This window comes from Micromonospora sp. NPDC050397 (genome assembly GCF_044901685.1).
GTDB lineage: Bacteria > Actinomycetota > Actinomycetes > Mycobacteriales > Micromonosporaceae > Micromonospora_G.
In genome coordinates this window covers 1-19209 of record NZ_JBJDPS010000012.1, presented here as the reverse complement: position 1 = coordinate 19209, position 19209 = coordinate 1, and the positions used below count along the sequence as shown (strand labels likewise).

Here is a 19209-nt window from a genome sequence, read left to right as displayed (position 1 = left end):
TCGCGCCGTCGGTCTGGTGGGTGCCTGGCCCGTAACCCGGTGGGCCGTCCGGATTCGGACGGCCCACCGGGTTACGACGGGTCAGCGGCGGCCGTCCGGTTCCGGGCGCGCGTCTGGCTTGACCAGCGCCGGGAGCTTGCGCTCGAATCGGTTGAAGAGATTCATCGACGGCAGGACGGGCTGGCTGCCCGTGGCCTGCTGGGCGATCTGGGCGCCCCAGACCGAGGCCCGCAGTCGCTGGTTCGGGGTGCCGTGGTGGCCGGGGCTGTCGAAGGAGCAGTCGCCGACCTCGTAGAAGGCTTGTTGCGCCTGGTGGATCTGGACGCCGTTGAAGTTGAGCCCGCGCGGGTGGGTGACGAAGTAGGTGCCGAAGCCGTCGGCCATCAGTTCGGTGCGGCGGGTCGCCTCGGCGCCGGTCAACGGGCTGTCGAACAGGCCCTGTTCGAATTGGACGTGGTGGGCCATCTCGTGGGCGAGGACCGCGCGCGAGCCTGCTGTTCCCAGGCCGAGCGCGTCGATCGCGGTGAGCATGCCCTCGCCGAAGACGACCTTGTCCGGGATGTCACGCAGCAGCGGGTCGGTCTCACCCTCGGCGGTGAAGGCGAAGGCGTTCAGGGTGAAGATCGGGTTGCGTCCTGCGTCGAGCGCGGGGACGGAGTTGATGATGGCGATGATCTCGGCTGCGACGGCTGCCGCCTGATCCTCGTCCATGCCCCAGATGAAGGAGACCATGCGAGCCACCCGAGCGGGCTCCTGCAGCATGTCGTTCTGCATGGCCATGAACTTGACGTCGAACAGGTTGACGTCCCAGAACTGCTGCGCGTCCTTGAAGGTCCGCTTCAATGTGCTCTTGTGGCTGGCGGGCAGGCCGTAGTCCGCCTCGTTGTTGGGCTGGCCGTGGAGGAGCGCGTCGTAGGCCGCGTAGTCCAGGACGCCGAAGATAACCAGGACCAGCAGGGTGTTGAGGTCGACGCCTTCGATCAGGCCCTGGGTGTACGCGGTGAACTGGGTATCCTGGCACTGGTAGAGCGACGGGTCGATCGCCTCCGCGACCAGCTCCTGCGCGAGGGACGGTTGCAGGCCCAACCTCTCCCGCTTGTCGGCGAGCATGGCCTGCCAGTTTTCCGGTAGCAGCGCGGCGATGGCGGCGATGCGTGCCTGGGTCTCCGGGTCTGCGGCGGCGCGGGCGGTCGCGAAGTCGAACTGCGGCGGGGCGACGATGCCCCCGCCCGCACTGACGCTCGCGGGGGGCGCCGCGTGAACGGGTCCCGGGGTCAGTCCCAGGCCGAGGACGGTTGCCGCCAGCAGTGCGGGGATCCGTTGTCTCATGCACGCTCCTCGTTGTCCTGCGAGCCTCAGGTATTGAGGCCTCGATCAACTATTCGGTAGCGGCATTGAAGCACATGGGTGCACCGTTGCGCACTCTCCGAAATCGACTCGTCCCGCAATCGATGGGTGCGGGCGCCGGGTGGCCGAACGGACCCTGGCGGACCGCCCACCGCCGACTCAGCCGAGGCGGACCGGCCCGACGCCAAGAAGGCAGTAACGGTAGGACCAGGCGAATTCTCAAATGACAAACGCGATCCGCTTGACCTCATCCAAGGTCGAGGTCTGATGCTGTCCGGGTGAGGACCGCGACCGACGACCAGCCGAGACAAGCCCGTACCCCGATCACGCTGTCCGTTCTGTTGCTCGGCTCGACTCTCACGGTGATGGCCGGAGCCGTGCTGACCCCGGTGGTCAGGCTGGTGCAGACCGACCTGGACCTCACCGTCGCCGCCGCCGGACTCATCCTCACTGCCCACGGCCTCTCTCTGGCTCTCGCCGGCCCTGTCGTCGGCTGGACCATCGACCGCTGGGGGATCCGTGGGCCGCTCACCGCCGGCCTGCTCGTCTACGGTACGGCCGGCGGCGCCGGGCTGATCACCACCTCCTATCCCCTGCTGATCGCCAGTCGGCTCGCCTTCGGCGTCGGCGCGGCGGTCGTCTTCGCCGCAACGACCCTCGGTCTACTCGAACGCGCCGACGGTGTGGCGCGTGACCGGTTGATGGGCTGGCGCACCACCGCGATCAGCCTCGGCGGCGTCCTGTGGCCGCTGGCCGGCGGCGCACTGGGGACGATCTCCTGGCACGCCCCGTTCGCCGTCTACCTCCTGGGCGTACCGCTTGCCCTGGCCACGCTGTACGCGCTGCCGCCCACCATCCGGCGAGCGCCCGACCCACCGGCCGATCGGCGGCAACCGAGACTGTCGACCCTGATCACCGGCGGGTCCCCGCTGCTGGGAATCTACGGCCTGCAGGCCATGGCCACCGTGCTGCTCTACGGCGTCCTCGTTTTCCTGCCGCTACGCCTGGCCGAGGCCGGTGTGGACAACACCTTCCTGGTTGCGGTCTTCACCGCGACGCTCTCCCTCACCATGAGCATGGTTGGTCTCTGTTACGCCCGGCTCACCGCTCAGCTCGGTCAGCGAATGCTGGTGATCCTCGCCTTCGGCGTGTGGAGCCTCGCACTCACGACGCTGGCCGTGTCCGACACTCCCATCCTGATGCTGGTCGCGTCCGCCGTCTTCGGCGTGGGCATGGGAGTCGCGGTTCCGGCCCTGACCGTCCTGACCGCCGAACACGCACCCGTTCACCGCCGTGGGCAAGCCACCGCCCTGCTGGCCACCGCAACCTTCGCCGGCCAGTTCGCCTCACCCCTCCTCCTCGGCCCGGTCCAGGCCGCGACCTCGGTCAGCGGCGCCTTCCTGGCGACCGCCGGACTGGCGGTCGCAACCGTAGCGGTGCTGCTGAAACACCGCCCAGGCAACCGCTATCGGCGCCTCGGGTGAACATCAACGTCGCCCGCTCCGGTTCACCTGGCAACCGCCACGAGTCGCCGGCAGGACACGCAGCCCGGCTGCGTCGACCGCCCCGGTGACGGGCGCCTCGCTGCTCCCGATCGGGCAGGCTTGGCCGGGGCCACGCCGGTCTCGACCAGCGGCTCGGTGTCCTCGCCCCGTTGTGACCCTGTCCCGGATCGGTGCACCACACTTCCCACATCCGGTGGGCACCTGAGCTGCCGGCGCGGGTATTGCCCGGGAGCGGTCAAGCCGCCTCCCGACAATGCACAGGCAGCATCTGCCGGCGTACGGGCCGACGTGTGCCACCAGGTGCTACTCGTAGTCACACCGTTGTGCTGGCAACGGAGGCGCATCCGAGCTCAGCGCGTTACGGTCCGTCGGCTGGGTGCGGGACCGTGACGGCTGGTGTCGGCCAGGATCGGCTGCCGCAGTGCGCCGGGACGGCCCGTGATCTCCCGCAGGCCAGATGACGACGCGGTGGATGCCGGTACAGTCGCGTAGGTGCCAGACGAACCGTGGGAGAGCTACGACCGGGGCCCGCTCCGGTCCGGCTGGTCCTATCCTGTCGGGCGGTCGATCGTGGAGGCCTCGCTTCGCGCGGTTGGCGTGCACCTCCTCTCGCTGGACTTCAACTTGAGCGGCGGTAGTCAGGTCGACCCGGTGTTGCTGCGCGCCACTCGGTACGCGGCGGTCGGCAACACCTACTACCTGCCACGGGGAACGCCCAAACGTCCGCGCTGCGTCCTCATGCTCTACGCCGTTCCCAGCGGAGTTCGCGCCGAGGCCCGGACGGCACTCACCACCGAAAGCGGCCTTCAGCGCGCCTGCGCGTGGCTGGCGGGCGCTGAGCACGCGAACCCGACCTGGCTCGACAAGTCGCACAGTTGGACGGCATACCTGCGCAACGGCGCGCTGTACGTGGAGGAGGCAGAACGCTGACCCGCGGGCATCAAGGTCGGATGTCCGGATCTGCCGCCGACCGGGCGTGCCCGCGATCCGAAGCCGCCACGCTCGGTGACGGGTCGTTAGCTCGCGCGGCATCCTGAACTACCGAGACGCGGATACCAGGTTGGTGCCGCCGTCGTCCCGTTCGCTCCGGGGCGCCCGGCAGGGCATCGGGCGTGGTTGCCATACGCTCACATCGTGATCGACGACGAGATGCCGGAGCGGGTCTTGGACCGATTCGTCGAAGCGCTGGCGGCGCAGGTCGAAGTCGCCGAGGGCCACGCGCTCGCGCCGGGAGCAGTCGCGGCGTTGGCCGACTTGACCAGAGCCGAAGCCCGTTTGATCTTCGGAGCCGCAGGCCATCTCGTCCATTACGATCCGGACGCCAAACCGATCGCAAGGCTCATCAAGCTCATGTCGGACGTGCAACGGTCCGCAGCCGGAGGAGACACCGCCATTCGAGCGGGCGACGAGGTCCACCTTGTCCAAGAACTCCTGCCACATCAGGCGCGCGACGGTGTGTCCCGGTGGGACGAGGTTACCTACGTCGTCCGCTACGTCGGAGACGACGGGACGGTCGACGTGCAAGCGGAGCTGGCAATGGAGTACGTCATCGAGACAGTCCCGGCAGTTGCTGTGAGACCGGTCGCCAGTTGAAGGCTGATGCACCTTGGGCATCCAAATCCGCCGCGTTCCGAGCGCCCCGAGCGCCCTGACCGGGTCCAGCAGGACGACCGCCCGCCGACCGAACTGCTCGACGACTACGCACCCTAGCCGGCGTCTGACCGCACAGACCGCCAGACGAAGTCTGCCAATCCCCACCCACGCCGCGCAGGCGCAAGATCAAGCTAGGGGCCGGTCAGGACCGGCCCGCATACTGGTGGCATGGCTGACTCCCGGTTCCGGCAAGGGGATGTGCTTGTGGTCGCGGTGGAGCGGTTGCCCGAGCGGTTGGAGCTGGTGGCGCGTGAGGACGGCACGGTCGTGCCGGCGCTCGGCGAGGCGACCGGGCACCGGCTCGCGATCCTGGAGCCGCACGCCGGGTTGCTGGAGGATCTCGGCGAGCGGTTCCTACACGTCCTCGGCACGCCAGCCCGGTTGGTGGACGGGGAGCATGGGGAGCACGGGGAGCACGACCGGATCGTGCTGCCCACCGGCAGGTGCCAGGTGATCCACCAGCGGAAGTACCAACCGGCCGCCCGGCCACGGGTTGTGGCGGGCTGAGGTGGCGCTGCGGCGAGAGCGGCAACCGCCGGCCCCGTGGCGGGAGGAGGCGGTGGCGAGGCGGCGGTCCGGCCTGCTCTCCACCGAGCCGGCGGATCGGGCGGTAGCTGAGTCGGCGGTCGGTGAGTTGTACCGCCTCCACGGCCTGCCACCGCCGGTGTTCGTCTGGACCTCATCGCCGCTGAGTGGTCTGCTGGTGAGCTACTGGGCGCAATGGCGTTGGTCCGGCGACCGTGAGCGCCTTCTTGACGAACTCCACTCCGAGGAATGGTGGGCGAGGTTACCGACGGAGATCGGCGACTCCGTCGTCGCATCGCTCGGCGCCCTCCTGAACGCCCCACCGCCGTTCTGGAAGCTACCGCGGTACCTCGCAAGAGGCGCGCGGCGGGTGGAGACAACCGACGAGGTCAGCCAGCGCCTGCACGGTGTTCCCGGCACGCGGGGCCTGGGTGGGCTGCGGATGCGGGCCGCGGTCGCGCGGGTCTTCGGCGTGTCGTGGGTTCACCCACGCCAGTTGGTGAAACCGGTCCCCGCCCCGCTGGCGGGCTACACCTACACCCGCCGCTGGTTCCCGCACGGGTTCCCGTTGCTGGACACCGACCCCGTCAACGCGGTGATCTCGCGCGCCTGCGCGGCGGGTTTCGAACCCTTCCGAGGCGGCGGGCCGTTCGCGACGCAGGCCGTGTACGACATGCTGAACGGGCACGGGCAGCGTGCGGCCGAGATGGCCGGTGAGTTCGACGCGTGCCGGCGGGCGGGGCTCGTCCGCTACCCGCACCGGCTCGCCGCAGTCCTGGACCCGCTCGTCGCCGCCGCCTCGTCCTGCTGGACCTGGTGGCCGTCAGCGCGGCATTGCACGATGGTCGAGCGGCCCGTGCGGTTGATGGTGGACTGGCCAGTTCCGCACCGGCCCCGCCCGCACTGCGCCGACGGACCGGCGCTGGTGTGGCGCGACGGCTGGCGGCTCTTCGCCTGGCGCGGCGTCCTCGTCCCCCGCAGTGTTATCGAGGGTACGTGGACCGCCGAGGAGTGGCTCGCCGAGCCCGATGCCGAGATTCGTCGCGTGGTAGCCGAGCGGCTGGGGTACGAGATTCTCCTCGACGCCCGCAGCGCGCGAAGGATCGCCGCCGACGACTACGGCACGCTCTGGCGGATCCCGGACCCGCACGCCGACGAGGACATCACGCTGGTCGACGTGACGTACTCGGGGCCGAAGCCGGACGGCTCCTCGAAGCGGTACGTGCTGCGGGTGCCGCCCGACCAGACCGTTCCCCGCGACGCGATCTGGACCTTCGGCCTGCCACCCGACATGTACGACCCGGACGCGATGACGTAATCCTGGCCTTGGATTGGGGTGCCGGCCTGATCATGAAGGCTGTCTCGGCATCGTGTCGACAGCACCCAGCCCGGCGGCGACAACGACGGACCCTCAATCAGTTGGCCTGTTCGGCGAGCCGATCCGGACGAATGACGATGGTGCTGATGGTTCCGTCTCCCCACACCGTCGTGTTGAGCATTGCCCGGTTGTCCAGCGAGAGCATGGAGAATTCAGGTACGAACCGGTCGGTGAAAAGTCCCGCGAAACCGCTTCTCAGCGCGGTCGAACCACTCCCCGCCAGGTCCCATTCATCGGATAGGCGGACCCTCACCCAGGCTCCCTCGGGTTCGACCTCGTCGGGGTCGCTGTAGTTGACGGCGAGAAGGAATTCTCGCCGGTGGTCGATCAGGCCGTATTCCGTGGTCATCCGCCACCAACCGGTGTTGACCTTCGCTGGCATCTCCGGATCGTGAACGTCGACCACCTCTTCCGGATGGGAGTCGAACCTCCCGTGCTCCGGCCCGCAACTTGCCGGAGAGTAGTGAGGCGGCGATGGCGGCAGCGGCAGGGTGACGTCTTCGCGCACACGGACCAGGAACACGAGTCCAGCCGGGGCGAGGTCCGCCGCGACGGCAGCGTCAGTGAGAGACACGGCGGGATGCTAACCGAAGGGCAGCAGAATTATCGGAGCGGCGGCGCTGACAGTCAGCGACACCAGGTGAGTCCCGCGCTCATGGTGCGGTGTTCGCGACCGGCGAAGGGTTGAGCCTGGCGAAGCCTTCCTGCCGCTGGTAAGGAAAATACGGGTAGGGCGCGGTTCGGGTGCTGGCAGTGTCGAGTCGGGCTGCCTGTTCGGGTGTGAGTGACCAGCCGACAGCGCCGATGTTCTGCCGCAGTTGTGCCTCGTCGCGGGCGCCCACGATGACGGTGGCTACCGTGGGGCGTCGCAGTAGCCAGTTGACCGCGATCTGCGGCACTGCTCGGCCGGTCTCGCGGGACAGTTCTTCGAGGACGTCCACGACGCCGAACAGGTGCTCGTCGTCGACCGGCGGGCCGAAGGCGGCGGTCGCGTGCAGCCGGCTCGTGGGCGGTAGCGGTGTATCGCGGCGGATCTTGCCGGTGAGTCGTCCCCAACCGAGTGGGCTCCACACTACGGCTCCGACGCCTTGATCGAGGCCCAGCGGCAGCAGTTCCCACTCGTAGTCTCGGCCAACGAGCGAGTAGTAGACCTGGTGTGCCACGTACCGGGGGCGGTGGTCCCGGTCGGCGGCGGCGAGGGACTTCATTAGCTGCCAGCCGGCGAAGTTGGAGACGCCGAGATAGCGGATTTTTCCGTCCCGTACCAGGTCGTCCAGTGTCGCGACGACCTCTTCGACGGGTGTGGCGGCGTCGAAGGCATGTAGCTGGAACAGGTCGATGTAGTCGGTGCCGAGTCGGCGCAGCGCCGCTTCGACCGATCGGATGAGCCGGGCGCGTGAGGTTCCCGCGTCGTGCGGTCCGTCGCCGGTCGGCAGGCCACTCTTGGTCGAGATCAGGACTGCGTCGCGTCGGCCTTTGATTGCCCGTCCCAGTACCGTCTCGGACGCGCCGTCGGAGTACACGTCCGCAGTGTCGAACATGTTGATCCCGGCTTCCAGGCAGATGCCCACGAGGCGTCTTGCCTCGACTGCATCCGTGTTGCCCCAGGCTCCGAACAGTGGTCCGGAGCCGCCGAAGGTGCCGGCGCCGAAGCTGAGGGCGGGCACGGTGAGCCCGGATGCCCCAAGTCGTCGATACTCCACGATGACAACCCTTCCTTAAAGGTACTACAGTTTCATTAAGGCGTCGGATACGATAGCAGCCATCCGCAGTTAAGGGAACTGGAGACCCGTTATGGCCGTCGGTGCGATCCGACCCGGAGGGCGGACCGCCCGGGTCCGCGCCGCCGTGCTCCGAGCTGCCGGTGACGCACTGGTAGAGCACGGCTTCGACCGTCTCGACCTCGCCGACGTGGCCCGCCGCGCCGAGGTGGGCAAGACAACGGTCTACCGCCGCTGGGGTACGGCCGCCGGCCTCGTCGCCGACCTGCTGACGGACATGGCGGAGCAGTCGCTGCCGCGATCCGACACCGGGTCGCTGACCGAGGACCTGCGCGCCAATGCCCGGCTCGTGCAGCGCACCCTGGTCGACCCACGTCAGGGTGCGCTGTTCCGGGCAGTCATCGTCGCCGCGACCTGCGACTCACGTGCCGCCGAGGCCCTGCACAACTTCTACGCCGTCCGCATCGCCGAGTGGGCACCCTGCGTGGAGCAGGCCGTACGGCGGGCGGAGCTTCCTCCGGGCACGGACGCGGCCGAGGTCATCCGCGCCGTCTCGGCACCGCTCTACTACCGCCTGCTCGTCAGCGGAGACCCCATCGACGAGGCCACGGCAGACCGGGCTGCCGAAGCGGCAGCGGCAGCCGCCCACGCCGGCGTCTACACGTCCGCCAGCGGTCCCAACTGACGACACAGCCCATCCACATCTGCCGCCGATCGTGAGCGAGGGCGCAAAAGTTTCGTCACCCTCAGTGAGCGTCAGCGGTGATACCTCGAGGTGCGAGGACTTCCGGTCTTGCCGATGAGAGTGCGCCGAAAATTCGGCGATCATTCACGGCGGCCCCCATTTCCCTGCGCAGCCCTTTGAATCATCGTTGTCCAACAAAACGTCGCGGCGCAAGGGTCAGCCGTCGAGGCCCGATGGTGCGTCCTCCAATTGGATCTTGTGCTGTGGGCCGGCCTCGTGCGCGGCGATGCCCTTACCGCGGCCTGCGATCGCCGTGTTGACGGGTCCAGCACCATGGCATCATGGCTCGAAGGTCGGACCTCGGGTGGTGGGGCAAGCACCCCTACGTCTACGTGGTGTTCATGACCACCGCCGCGGTGGCGTGCTGGACGACCGTGCTCGTGGCCGCGCTCGCGGTCCCGGAGGCAGCCATCGGCCTCGGGGCGTGCGTTGCGCTGTTTGGTGTACTCATGACGATTGGCGCTGCGTACGCCTGGCACTGGCTGCTCAGAGGCCGGCATCGCGGTCGTCGTGCGAACGACAGGACGCGATGGAAATGGGACATGGCGTTGCTGAGGGCCGGTTGGGCGTTCCTCTGGCTGCTCTTCCTTTGGCTGCTGGTGGGGACCGCGGTCAGTTTCTACAGTGCGTGGCGGTTCGACCAGTATGGCGTGACGGCGGAGGCTGTCGTGACGAAGGTCGACGGTAGCTTCGTCACGGTCGCTGTCGCGCTGCGGGATGGCGCTCGGTTGGGCGTGCTCGAGACCGGTAGGGGCGATCCACAGCTGGCCGCCGGTGACCGGATTCAGGTCGTCTACGACCCTGTGCCCGGCGCCAACGACGTTATCTTCGCCGATGGTTGGCCCTACGAACAGGTGAGCCTGCTGGCGGTCGGTACGGTGGTCGCGGGCGCGTTCGTGCTGGTGCCATCCGCGCGTCGACGGTTCACCGATTCCGCGCTCGGGCACTGGCGATCGTCGAATGGCCGTATTCGCCCGCCGCACTGATCTGCCGCCGACCGGGCATGCAAGCGCCAGGGTTCCATCACCCGCAGTAGCCGTCAGTGACCGCGCATCTAGGTGTGAGGACATCCGGTCGTGCCGAGAACAGTGTTTGTACCTGGCTTGGCAATAGAGGCCCGCTATGGTCTGGCGATACGCTCCCTCAGTGGCTGAGACCGACAGAGCGGAGAGAGCGACGCGGATCCATGTCATGACGGAGATGGCACGGGCGATATTGACCTCCGGCGCGGACGAGGATCAGGTGGCCAAGGAGCTGCTCAGGCGCACCGATTCCCCTATCTCGGCAATCAAGGCCGTTGCCGACGCGACTGGCATGGGCTTGAGTGACGCGAAGTGGGTTGTACACCGCAACCTCAACCCAGAGGTTCGCGAGGCTGCAGAGAACCTCTGGGACGACCTACTCGACGCCATCGGTCGTTCCCAGGAACCGCCCGACATGCCAGATCCGCACCCTGGGCCAGCCAAATGAGGTGCCGCAGCTCGGGACACGTCACCACGGTCAGGTGCACTGATCTGCCGCCGTCGGAGTGTGTCAGCCGTCGGGCGGCAGTGGCGTCAGCGGTGCTGAGGCTGTACAGGCTGGGTCAATGATCGAACCAGGCGCTGGCCGTCGGGCCACACGCCGAACCCGGTCTTGGAGTCCAGGTGCCCGACCGCGCCCGCGTCGAACAGTTCCGAGCCCGTATCGCAGCGCGCGGCTCAACCGTGCGGCGGACACCGTCAAGCCGACAGCGGCAGCCCCGCCGGCGCAGCTCACGACTCTCCCGCTCAAGGGCGGCGAGGCGTTTTCGGTGCCGGCATAGCTGATCCCGGGGTGGATGTGTTCGTGTCGAGGTGGGTGAACAGGTCGGTGACCAGGGCGGCCGCGTGCTGTTCGAGGTAGAAGTGGCCGCCGGGGAAGGAACGAGCGGCGAAGCCCGACCGGGTCACCGCGGACCACGCGTTCACCCCGTCCTCGTCGACGTGCCCGTCCTCGGCGCCGTAGTAGGCGACGACTGGTACGGCCAGAGCCGGCGGCGGGACCGGCGACCGATACGCGTCGAGGAGGCGGTAATCGGCCCGGATCACCGGCAGGAAGAGTTCCCGAAGTTCCGGGTTGGCGAGCACCTCCGCGCTGGTCCCGCCCATGGCCAGCAGGTCTTCGACCAACCTGTCGTCGGTAGCGTCGGCGAGATGCCGGGAGCGTGTTTTTCCCGGCCCGGGTCGGCCCGAGACGAACAGTGCCGCCGGTCCGACCGCGGTGGGAGCATCCGCCAGACGTGCCGTCACTTCGAACGCCACGGTGGCGCCCATGCTGTGGCCGAAGAGCGCCAGCGGAGTGTCGTCGAGCTTCATGCTTGCCTGGGCTATCGGCTCGGCGAGGTCCGCCATGTGTCGAGCCGGCGATTCGGCGAAGCGGTCCTCGCGCCCCGGGTATCGAACGGCCAGCAGTTCGACATCGTCGGGAACGAGCGCGGCCCAGGAACGGAAGAAGCCGGCCGACCCTCCCGCGTGCGGGAAGCAGATCAGTCGCAGGCGTGGGGCGCGGCAGGTCCGCACCTGTCGGAACCAGGGGTGAAGTGACGTCCCACTGGCCGTACGGTGCATCACTTTTCTACTCTTCTCTCTTGTCGACGACGGCGCGGGTCATCGCCCGTCCGCCACTCTGTCCGGTCGGGACGGTTCGAGCCAAGCCGAGCGGCAAGGGTTGGGACGGCGTCAATTTGTCGATAATCTTGCGCTCACCCGAGTGTTGCTTGTGTTGGAAAAATGAGCAAACCGCCGAGCCTTGCCTGATGCTCTCGTCGGCGGAAACCGCGCTCGGACAACGGAAACAAGGAAGCGATCATGACGAACCCGTTCGACGACCAGGACGCCCGATACCTCGTGTTGGTCAACGCGGAGCGGCAGCACTCACTATGGCCCGTCTTCGTCGAGGTCCCCGACGGCTGGCAGCTCGTGTTCGGCGAGGCTTCGCGGCAGGACTGCCTGGACTACATCGAGCAGACGTGGACCGACATGCGGCCGAAGAGCCTCGCCGAAGCCATGGACGGCAACTGATTCGTCGTCGGGAATCGGCAGGTTTCCCGACGTACGGAAATCTCTATGCGCTTCCTGCGGGGAAACAATCGCCGGCAATTTCCACGGCAGTTCTATGGCGTCTGGGCTGCGGTAACCGTCTCCAGTCTGGGTGACGGCATGCGGCAGGTCGCGCTTCCTCTGCTCACCGCCGACCTCACCGACGACGCACGACAGGTCGCCCTGGTCGCTCTCGCCGGGCAGCTTCCCTGGTTCCTGGTCAGCCTGATGTCGGGAGTCCTCGCGGACAGGCTCGATCGTCGCGGCGTCCTCTGGTTCGTCGACCTGGCGCGCGCGGCGATCATGGTGGGTGTCGCGGTCCTCGCGGTGTTCCACGCCCTGTCGGTCCCCGTGCTGGCCGGGGTCGCCTTCCTGCTGGGTTGCGGCCATACGCTCTACAGCGGCTCCTGGTCGGGCCTTGTGCCGTCGTTGGTGGCGCCCGAATCACTGAGCAAGGCGAACGCGCGCCTGCAGGCCAGTTGGTTGGTCGCCGGAAGCCTGGTGGGCGCCCCGCTGGGAGCCGTCCTCTTCGAGATCGCACCGGCCTTCCCACTCAGCCTGGACGCGTTCACGTTCATTTGTTCCGCCGGGCTGATTCTGCTGATGCCGGCCAGCCCTCTGGCGGCGTCCGGTGACACTGCACCTGCGGGGCGGTCACTGCTCCAGGACGCCCTGGACGGTCTGCGCTGGTTGTGGCGGCACACGTTGCTGCGCCGCGTGTGCGCTACCTCCGCCTTGGTCAATCTCGTGGTGTCCGGCCTGATGTCCGTCCTGGTGCTGTACGCGCGGCAGACGCTGGACCTGGGAAGTTCCGGCTACGCCCTGTTGGTGACGGCGTTCGCGGTCGGTGGGATCGCCGGAGTGCCGCTCGCGTCCTACCTGGAGACCCGGTTCGGTCCGGTTCGCGTGCTGTTGTTCGGCTCGCTGGTCATGGGGGTCATCGGCGCCGGCATCGGCCTGGCCGGGTCGGCCACGACAGCGGTGTTCTTCGTCGCCGCGTACGGAACGGTGAGCCTGGTGTGGAACGTCACCGCGGCTTCGCTTCGCCAGACGCGGGTCCCGGCCGCTCTGCTGGGCCGGGTAACGATGACCTTCCAGATGGTCAACATGAGTGCGGGCGCGGTGGGCGTCCTGCTGACCGGGTTGGTCTACTACGGCATCGGCCCCCGGTTCTCCTTCCTCGCCGGGGCGATCCTGCTGTGCCTGGCCGGCGCCTTCCTTTTCGGTTCCCGCGTTGACGCCACGGTCGACGAGGCGGCCGCGGTGCCGGCACTCCCGTCCTGAGCAGGCGGCCTTTCCTGATCGGTGTGACAAGGACCCGGCGCACGCGCGATCTCGCGCGTGCGCCGGGTCGTCACTACGGACGCTCCGCCAAGGCTGCGGCCAGTACCGTGCCCACCTGACGCAGCGGCTCGGACTGAGTCATGTCGCCATGGGCGGCGGCGACAGGATGGATGTGCAGGCGCCCGGTGAAGTAGGGCGCCCACCGCTGGAGGATCTCGTCTTCCGAGAACCCGGTCCCGGTTGCGGGGAAGTGGAGGATGTCGCCGGTGAAGTGTCCCGGCGTGGTGTGCCGGACCATCCGCCAGTTGTCGCGGGTGTTCTGGATCACCCCACGGATGTGGTCCTCGGTCAGCTCCCGCAGAGCCGGGAAGTCCCTCCGGATGATCTGCAACGTGCCGGGCACGTCGAGCGCATTTTCCGCGACGTCCACCGGGTGCCCGAGGGCACGCAGGAGCTGCACCATGACGGTGTTGTCGTCGGCCTCCTCATACGGGGCGTCGGTGTCCGGCGGATAGGTGTCCATCATGGCCAGCAGAGCCACCTCCTGCCCGGCCTCCTGGAGCCGTACCGCGACGGCGTGCCCCAGGTTGCCCCCCATGGACCAGCCGAGGAGGTGGTAGGGACCGCTCGGCTGGACGCTCGTGATGTGGTCGACGTACCAGGTGACCAGCTCACCGAGGTCGGGCGGGACCGTCTGCGGACGGGTGACGCCGGGGGCCTGTAGTCCGTACACGGGCTGGTTCGCGTCCAGGTGCCGCACCAGGCCGATGTAGGACAGGCCGAGACCGCTGGCTGGGGGCAGGCAGAACAACGGCGGCCGGTCTCCGTGTCCGCGCAGCGCGACCACCGGCTCGAAGAGGTCCTCCTCGGAGCCGGTGCCGAGCAGCGAGGCCAGCCCCGCCACGGTCGGGTTCTGGAAGACGCTCCCGAGTGACAGTTGTGTGCCGGTGACCTTGCTTATCTCACCCACCAGCCGTACGGCGAGGAGCGAGTGCCCGCCGAGCTCGAAGAAGTTGTCGTCCACCCCGACCACCGGAATGCCCAGAACGTCGGCGAACACCCCGCACAGCAGATGTTCGTGAGTGCTTCCCGGCTGCCTCTTCGCGGGTGTGGTGGAGTGACCCGGGGCCGGCAACGCCGCGCGGTCGAGCTTGCCGTTCACCGTCAGCGGTAACCCGTCCACCATCTCGACGATCGCCGACGGCACCATGTACTCAGGCAGCAGGGCCGACAGGCCGGCACGGACCTCCGCGACGTCCAGACGGCCTGCCGGCACGACGTAGGCGGTGAGGCGTGGGTCACCGGGCTGGTCCTCGCGGACGATGACAGCAGCCTGACCGACGGCCGGGTGAGCGAGCAGAGCAGCCTCGACCTCACCGAGTTCGATCCGAAAACCACGAATCTTGACCTGGTCATCGGTACGACCCAGATACTCCAACTCCCCGTCCGCATCCCACCGAACCAGATCACCCGTACGGTACATCCGCTCCCCCGGCCCGCCATACGGATTCGCGACAAACCGCCCAGCGGTCAGCCCCGGCCGGTCCAAATAACCCCGAGCCAACTGCACACCGGCCAGATACAACTCTCCGGCCACACCCGCAGGCACCAGCCGCAACGCAGCGTCCAACACGAACACCTGCGTGTTCCAGACCGGACGACCGATCGGCACGACAGTCCCGGAACCCGGTTCACAGGCGTGGGCGGTAACGTCGATGGACGCCTCAGTCGGCCCGTACAGATTGTGCAACGGAACACCGAACGCCCCGGCGAACCCATCCCTCAACTCAGCCGACAAAGCCTCACCACTGGCCACCACAGCCCGCAACGACGGCAACACCCACCCCGAAGCCACCGACACAAAAACCCGCAACATCGACGGAACAAAATGAGCGACACTCACCCGCTCACGTTGGAACAACTCCGCCAGATACTCCGGGTCACGATGTCCACCCGGACGAGCCACCACCAAAGTCGCACCCTGCACAAGGGGCCAGAAGAACTCCCAGACCGACACATCGAATCCGTACGGTGTCTTCTGCACAACCCGGTCGTCCGGGGTGAGCTGGTAGGCGTGCTGCATCCAGGCAAGCCGGTTCACCACCCCGACATGCGGAACAATCACACCCTTGGGCCGACCGGTCGAGCCGGACGTGTAGATCACGTACGCGGGGTGACTCGGCAGCAACGCCGCGCGGGGCTCAAGGTTCCCCTCCGCCAGCCCGTCGAGTTCGGCCAGGATGGTGTCGTCGTCCAGCACCACCCGTGCCACCTGTTGAGGCAGCAGGCCCTCGAGTCCACGGGTGGTCACCACCAGCAGGGGCTGAGAGTCCTGCAAGACGTAAGCCACCCGGTCGGCCGGGTACTCCGGATCGATCGGCACATACGCCGCACCGGCCTTCACCACCGCGAGCAGCGTGGTGACAAGCTCCAGTGACCGGTCCATCATGACCGCCACCCGCCGCTCCGGGCCCACACCACGCCCGACCAACAGCCGCGCGAGCCGGTTAGCCCGAGTGTTGAGCTGAGCGTAGGTGAGCCGCAGGCCCTCGAACACCACCGCGTCCACATCCGGGGTCCGAGCCACCCGCGATTCGAACAACTCCGAAAGCGTCACCGCAGCCACATCACGTACGGCGCCGTTCCAGTCAATCAGCAGCCGATCCCGCGAGACGGCTTCGAGCACCTCGACCCGACCGAGTGCGGTCGACGGCGCCGTCTCGAGCGCGGACACCACGGCGTCGGCCGCAGTGGCCACCATCGAGGCAAGGGCGCGCGGATCGATCGCGGAGACCGTCTGGACCTTGACAACAAAGCCCTCACCGGTGTCGTCGATGCTGACGGTGACCGGATAGTTGGTGCGCTCGTGCGCCTGCACCAGATCGACACCGTCCAGCCCGGCGCCGGTCGCGGCAACCTCGCTGTGGCGGTAGTTGAGCAGCGTGGTGAACAGCGGTGCCCGAGCGGAGACCCCGCTGACCTGCTGCGCCACCGCCAACGGGGCGTGCTCGTGCACCAGCAGCTCCGCGAGCTGCCGCTGCATCCCCCGCACCGCCTCCAACACGCCCCCGGCAGTCGTGTTCACCCGTACGGGAAGGGTGTTCATGAACAGTCCCGGCACCCGGTCCGCGCCGGTTCCGGCGTTCATCCGACCGAACAGCACGGTGCCGAACACCACGTCATCCCGACCAGAGGTGACCGACACGACGCGCGCCCAGGCGACATGGAACAACGTCGCCGAGCTGACACCCAGCAGCCGCGCCTGCTCCCTCAGCCGCCACCCCACCTCCGCGTCGAGGCGCATCCGCACCTCGGACACGCCGCGACCGTCGCCGTGCACATCCAACAGACCGTACGGCGCCGTCGGCTCACCCACGTCCCCCAGCAGGTCCGCGAAGAACGCCTCGTGTTCCTGGGCGGACACTCCCAACCTGGCCTGCCCGACGAACTCCCGGAACGGCAGCGGCTCGGGCAAGGTGTGCTGCCGCCCGTCGAGGATGGCGGCTACCTCACCCAGGACCACGTCCAACGCGGTGTGGTCCTGGATCAGGTGATGAACCTGGAGGACCGCCGTCCAGCGGTCGCCGCCCGGTTGCCGGGCCACGTAGGCGTGCAGCAGCGGGCCCCGGGTGAGGTCCATGTGCGGCGGGCAGGCCGCGAGGAGCTGGTCCGCCGTCTCCGCAGGGAGGTCCACCTCCCGTACGGTTAGTGTGGCCCGGCGCGCCACCACCTGGACCGGTTGGCGCAGCCCTTCCCAGACGAACGAGGTCCGCAGGATGTCATGTCGGTCCACGACCCGCTGCACCGCGGCGAGGAACGCCTCAAACCGCGCCCGTGAGTCGAAGCCCAGCACGATCGGCAGCACATAGGGGTCCCGGCCGTGTCCGCCCTCCATCAGGGAGTGGAAGAGGATCCCCTCCTGCAGCGGGGCCAGCGGGTAGATGTCGGCGATGTTGGCCGCCCCTCCCGGCACTGCGGTGACGACCCGATCGATCTCCTCGCCGGTGAGGTCGGCGAGGGTCACCATCTCCGGCGTGATCTCCGTGGCGCCGGCCGGGATGCCGTTCGGCGGGACAGCCACCCGGCCGGCCGTCTGTTCGACGGCCGCGGCCAGTTGCGCCACCGTCGGGCTGACGAACAGCGAACGGACGTCCACGGCGACGCCCAGCTCCCGCGCCCGTTCCACGAGCGTCACCGCGAGCAGGGAGTGCCCGCCGAGTTCGAAGAAGTTGTCGTCGACCCCGACCGACGGCAGGCCGAGCACGTCGGCGAAGACCGCGCAGAGGATCTCCTCCCGCGCGTTCGCCGGCGCCCGGCCGGTGACACCGGCACCGTACTCGGGGGCGGGCAACGCCTTGCGGTCGAGCTTGCGGTTGGCCGTGAGGGGCAGTGCGTCGAGGACCACCACGGCCGAGGGCACCATGTAGTCGGGCAGCAGACCGGCAACGTGGGTGCGGAGATCGGTGCTCTCGAGGTCGCTGTGGGGGACGACGTAGCCGACCAGGCGTTTGTCGCCGGGTTGGTCCTCGCGGACGATGACGGCGGCCTGGGCGATCGCCGGGTGCGAGGCGAGCGCCGCCTCGACCTCACCCGGTTCGATCCGGAAGCCGCGAAGTTTGACCTGGTGATCCGCACGGCCCAGATATTCGAGCTGCCCCTCGGTGGTCCACCGGGCCAGGTCACCGGTGCGGTACATCCGCTCACCCGGCCCGCCGTATGGGTTGGCGACGAACCGCTCCGCGGTCAGCGCGGGCCGGTCGAGATATCCCCGGGCCAGTTGGACGCCGGCCAGGTGAAGCTCGCCGGCGACGCCGGGCGGCACCGGTCGTAGAGCCGAGTCCAGCACGTAGGCACGCATGTTCCACAGCGGTGCCCCGATGGGCGGAACGCCGGCCCCGGACAGGGGGGTGCTGGCCAGCGAGGCGACCGTCGCCTCCGTCGGCCCGTAGATGTTCAGCATGAGCCGTCCGCGAGACCACCACTCGGCGGTCTCCGGCGGGCACACGTCACCAGCGACCACCAGGGTCATCTCCTGCGGCAGACCACCTGCGGCGGCGAGCAGCGGCAGCGTCGCGGGCGGCAGGGTCGCGTGGGTGACGCGCTGCTCGGCAACAAACCGCGCCAAGGGCGCACCGGGCGACATCTGGTCCTCGGAAGCCAGCACCACGGCCGCGCCCGCCAGCCACGCCGGCCACATGTCGGCCACGGAGGCGTCAAAGCTGGGCGAGGCGAACTGGAGCAGCCTGCTCTCGGGTCCGATCCGGAGCCGCTCGATGTGGTCGGCGGCGAGGTTCGGCACGCCGCGATGGGTGACGATGACACCCTTGGGGCGGCCGGTGGAGCCGGAGGTGTAGATGACGTAGGCGGGGTGGCCGACCAGCAACGGGCTGTGGCGTTCGGTGTCGGTCAGATCGTGGTCGGGGTAGCCCGCCAAGTCCGTACGCGACAGCCGGATCATGCCGGTACCTGGCAGCTCGTCCGGCCCGGCCTCGTCGGTGACGAGGACTGCCGGTCGGGCGTCGGTGAGCATGTAGGCGATCCGGTCAGCGGGGTAACGCGGATCGATCGGCAGGTAGGCGGCTCCCGCCTTAATTGTGGCCAGGATGGCGACGATGAGATCGACCGACCGCGGCAGCACCAGGGCGACGATGACCTCCGGCCCGGCACCGCGCGAGACCAGCAGACGGGCAAGTTGGTTGGCCCGGACATTCAGATCCGCGTACGACACCTCGACGTCGCCGAACACGACGGCGGTCGCGTCGGGGGTACGAGCCACCTGCCCCTGAAACAGATCGGGCAGCGTTCCCGCCGGGACGTCGCGTGCCGTGTCGTTCCACTCCCCCAGAATGCGGTCGCGTTCGGCGGCGTCGAGTATCTCCACGTGGCTGACCGGCGCCGACGGCTGTGCGGTGACGGTTTGCAGGACCCGGGTGAATCGTTCGGCGATCCCGGTCGCGGTGTGGTGGTCGAACAGGTCGGTGGCGTACGTGAT

16 protein-coding genes are annotated in these 19209 nt (G+C 68.4%); 10 read left to right on the top strand and 6 right to left on the bottom strand.

Going from position 1 to position 19209, the window contains the following annotated elements:
- Positions 1-81: 81 nt before the first annotated feature.
- Positions 82-1329, bottom strand: a complete 1248-nt coding sequence (locus ACI2K4_RS28295; protein WP_404515727.1) for a hypothetical protein — start codon at positions 1327-1329, stop codon at positions 82-84.
- A 296-nt stretch (positions 1330-1625) separates the two neighbouring features.
- Between ACI2K4_RS28295 and ACI2K4_RS28290 the strand changes: the two genes are divergently transcribed.
- The 5 genes from ACI2K4_RS28290 to ACI2K4_RS28270 all read left to right on the top strand — a co-directional run bounded on the left by ACI2K4_RS28290 (position 1626) and on the right by ACI2K4_RS28270 (position 6348).
- Positions 1626-2831 carry an MFS transporter gene (locus ACI2K4_RS28290; protein WP_404515725.1) on the top strand — a complete coding sequence of 402 codons (1206 nt, stop codon included), beginning with the start codon at positions 1626-1628 and terminating at the stop codon, positions 2829-2831.
- A 513-nt stretch (positions 2832-3344) separates the two neighbouring features.
- Positions 3345-3782, top strand: a complete 438-nt coding sequence (locus tag ACI2K4_RS28285) for a hypothetical protein (protein ID WP_404515723.1) — start codon at positions 3345-3347, stop codon at positions 3780-3782.
- 204 nt (positions 3783-3986) lie between these two features.
- Entirely contained in the window at positions 3987-4445 is a 459-nt protein-coding gene (locus tag ACI2K4_RS28280; protein ID WP_404515721.1) for a hypothetical protein, read from the top strand.
- Positions 4446-4673: 228 nt separating this feature from the next.
- The gene (locus tag ACI2K4_RS28275) at positions 4674-5012 is read left to right on the top strand and encodes a hypothetical protein (protein WP_404515719.1); all 339 of its coding nucleotides are present in this window, start codon (positions 4674-4676) and stop codon (positions 5010-5012) included.
- Position 5013: 1 nt separating this feature from the next.
- Positions 5014-6348: a DUF6745 domain-containing protein gene (locus tag ACI2K4_RS28270; RefSeq protein ID WP_404515717.1), complete on the top strand. Its 1335-nt coding sequence runs from the start codon at positions 5014-5016 to the stop codon at positions 6346-6348.
- A gap of 97 nt (positions 6349-6445) precedes the next feature.
- Here ACI2K4_RS28270 and ACI2K4_RS28265 read toward each other — a convergent pair whose 3' ends face one another.
- Both ACI2K4_RS28265 and ACI2K4_RS28260 read right to left on the bottom strand, forming a co-directional pair.
- Positions 6446-6982 (bottom strand): hypothetical protein, encoded by a 537-nt coding sequence (locus tag ACI2K4_RS28265; protein WP_404515715.1) that lies wholly within the window; start codon positions 6980-6982, stop codon positions 6446-6448.
- A 79-nt stretch (positions 6983-7061) separates the two neighbouring features.
- On the bottom strand, positions 7062-8111 hold the full coding sequence (locus ACI2K4_RS28260) for an aldo/keto reductase (RefSeq protein WP_404515713.1): 1050 nt from the start codon (positions 8109-8111) through the stop codon (positions 7062-7064).
- Between the two features lie 91 nt (positions 8112-8202).
- Between ACI2K4_RS28260 and ACI2K4_RS28255 the strand changes: the two genes are divergently transcribed.
- From ACI2K4_RS28255 to ACI2K4_RS28245, 3 genes are all read left to right on the top strand, one after another.
- Complete coding sequence (locus ACI2K4_RS28255; protein WP_404515711.1) at positions 8203-8814, top strand: TetR/AcrR family transcriptional regulator; 612 nt, start codon at positions 8203-8205, stop codon at positions 8812-8814.
- Between the two features lie 341 nt (positions 8815-9155).
- Positions 9156-9860 carry a hypothetical protein gene (locus ACI2K4_RS28250; protein ID WP_404515709.1) on the top strand — a complete coding sequence of 235 codons (705 nt, stop codon included), beginning with the start codon at positions 9156-9158 and terminating at the stop codon, positions 9858-9860.
- Positions 9861-10020: 160 nt separating this feature from the next.
- Complete coding sequence (locus ACI2K4_RS28245; protein WP_404515707.1) at positions 10021-10344, top strand: hypothetical protein; 324 nt, start codon at positions 10021-10023, stop codon at positions 10342-10344.
- A gap of 86 nt (positions 10345-10430) precedes the next feature.
- Here the strand turns inward: ACI2K4_RS28245 and ACI2K4_RS28240 are convergent, their stop codons facing one another.
- Together ACI2K4_RS28240 and ACI2K4_RS28235 are read right to left on the bottom strand one after the other, a co-directional pair.
- Complete coding sequence (locus ACI2K4_RS28240; RefSeq protein WP_404515892.1) at positions 10431-10547, bottom strand: hypothetical protein; 117 nt, start codon at positions 10545-10547, stop codon at positions 10431-10433.
- A gap of 96 nt (positions 10548-10643) precedes the next feature.
- A complete protein-coding gene (locus tag ACI2K4_RS28235) occupies positions 10644-11414 on the bottom strand; it encodes a thioesterase II family protein (protein WP_404515705.1) in 771 nt (256 codons plus the stop codon).
- Between the two features lie 288 nt (positions 11415-11702).
- Here ACI2K4_RS28235 and ACI2K4_RS28230 point away from each other — a divergent pair, with 288 nt between their 5' ends.
- Complete coding sequence (locus ACI2K4_RS28230) at positions 11703-11915, top strand: MbtH family protein (protein WP_404515703.1); 213 nt, start codon at positions 11703-11705, stop codon at positions 11913-11915.
- Between the two features lie 45 nt (positions 11916-11960).
- Entirely contained in the window at positions 11961-13217 is a 1257-nt protein-coding gene (locus tag ACI2K4_RS28225) for an MFS transporter (protein ID WP_404515701.1), read from the top strand.
- Positions 13218-13290: 73 nt separating this feature from the next.
- On the opposite strand, the gene ACI2K4_RS28220 is transcribed toward ACI2K4_RS28225, so the two are convergent.
- A partial coding sequence (locus ACI2K4_RS28220) for an amino acid adenylation domain-containing protein (protein WP_404515699.1) occupies positions 13291-19209 on the bottom strand: 5919 nt, incomplete at its 5' end.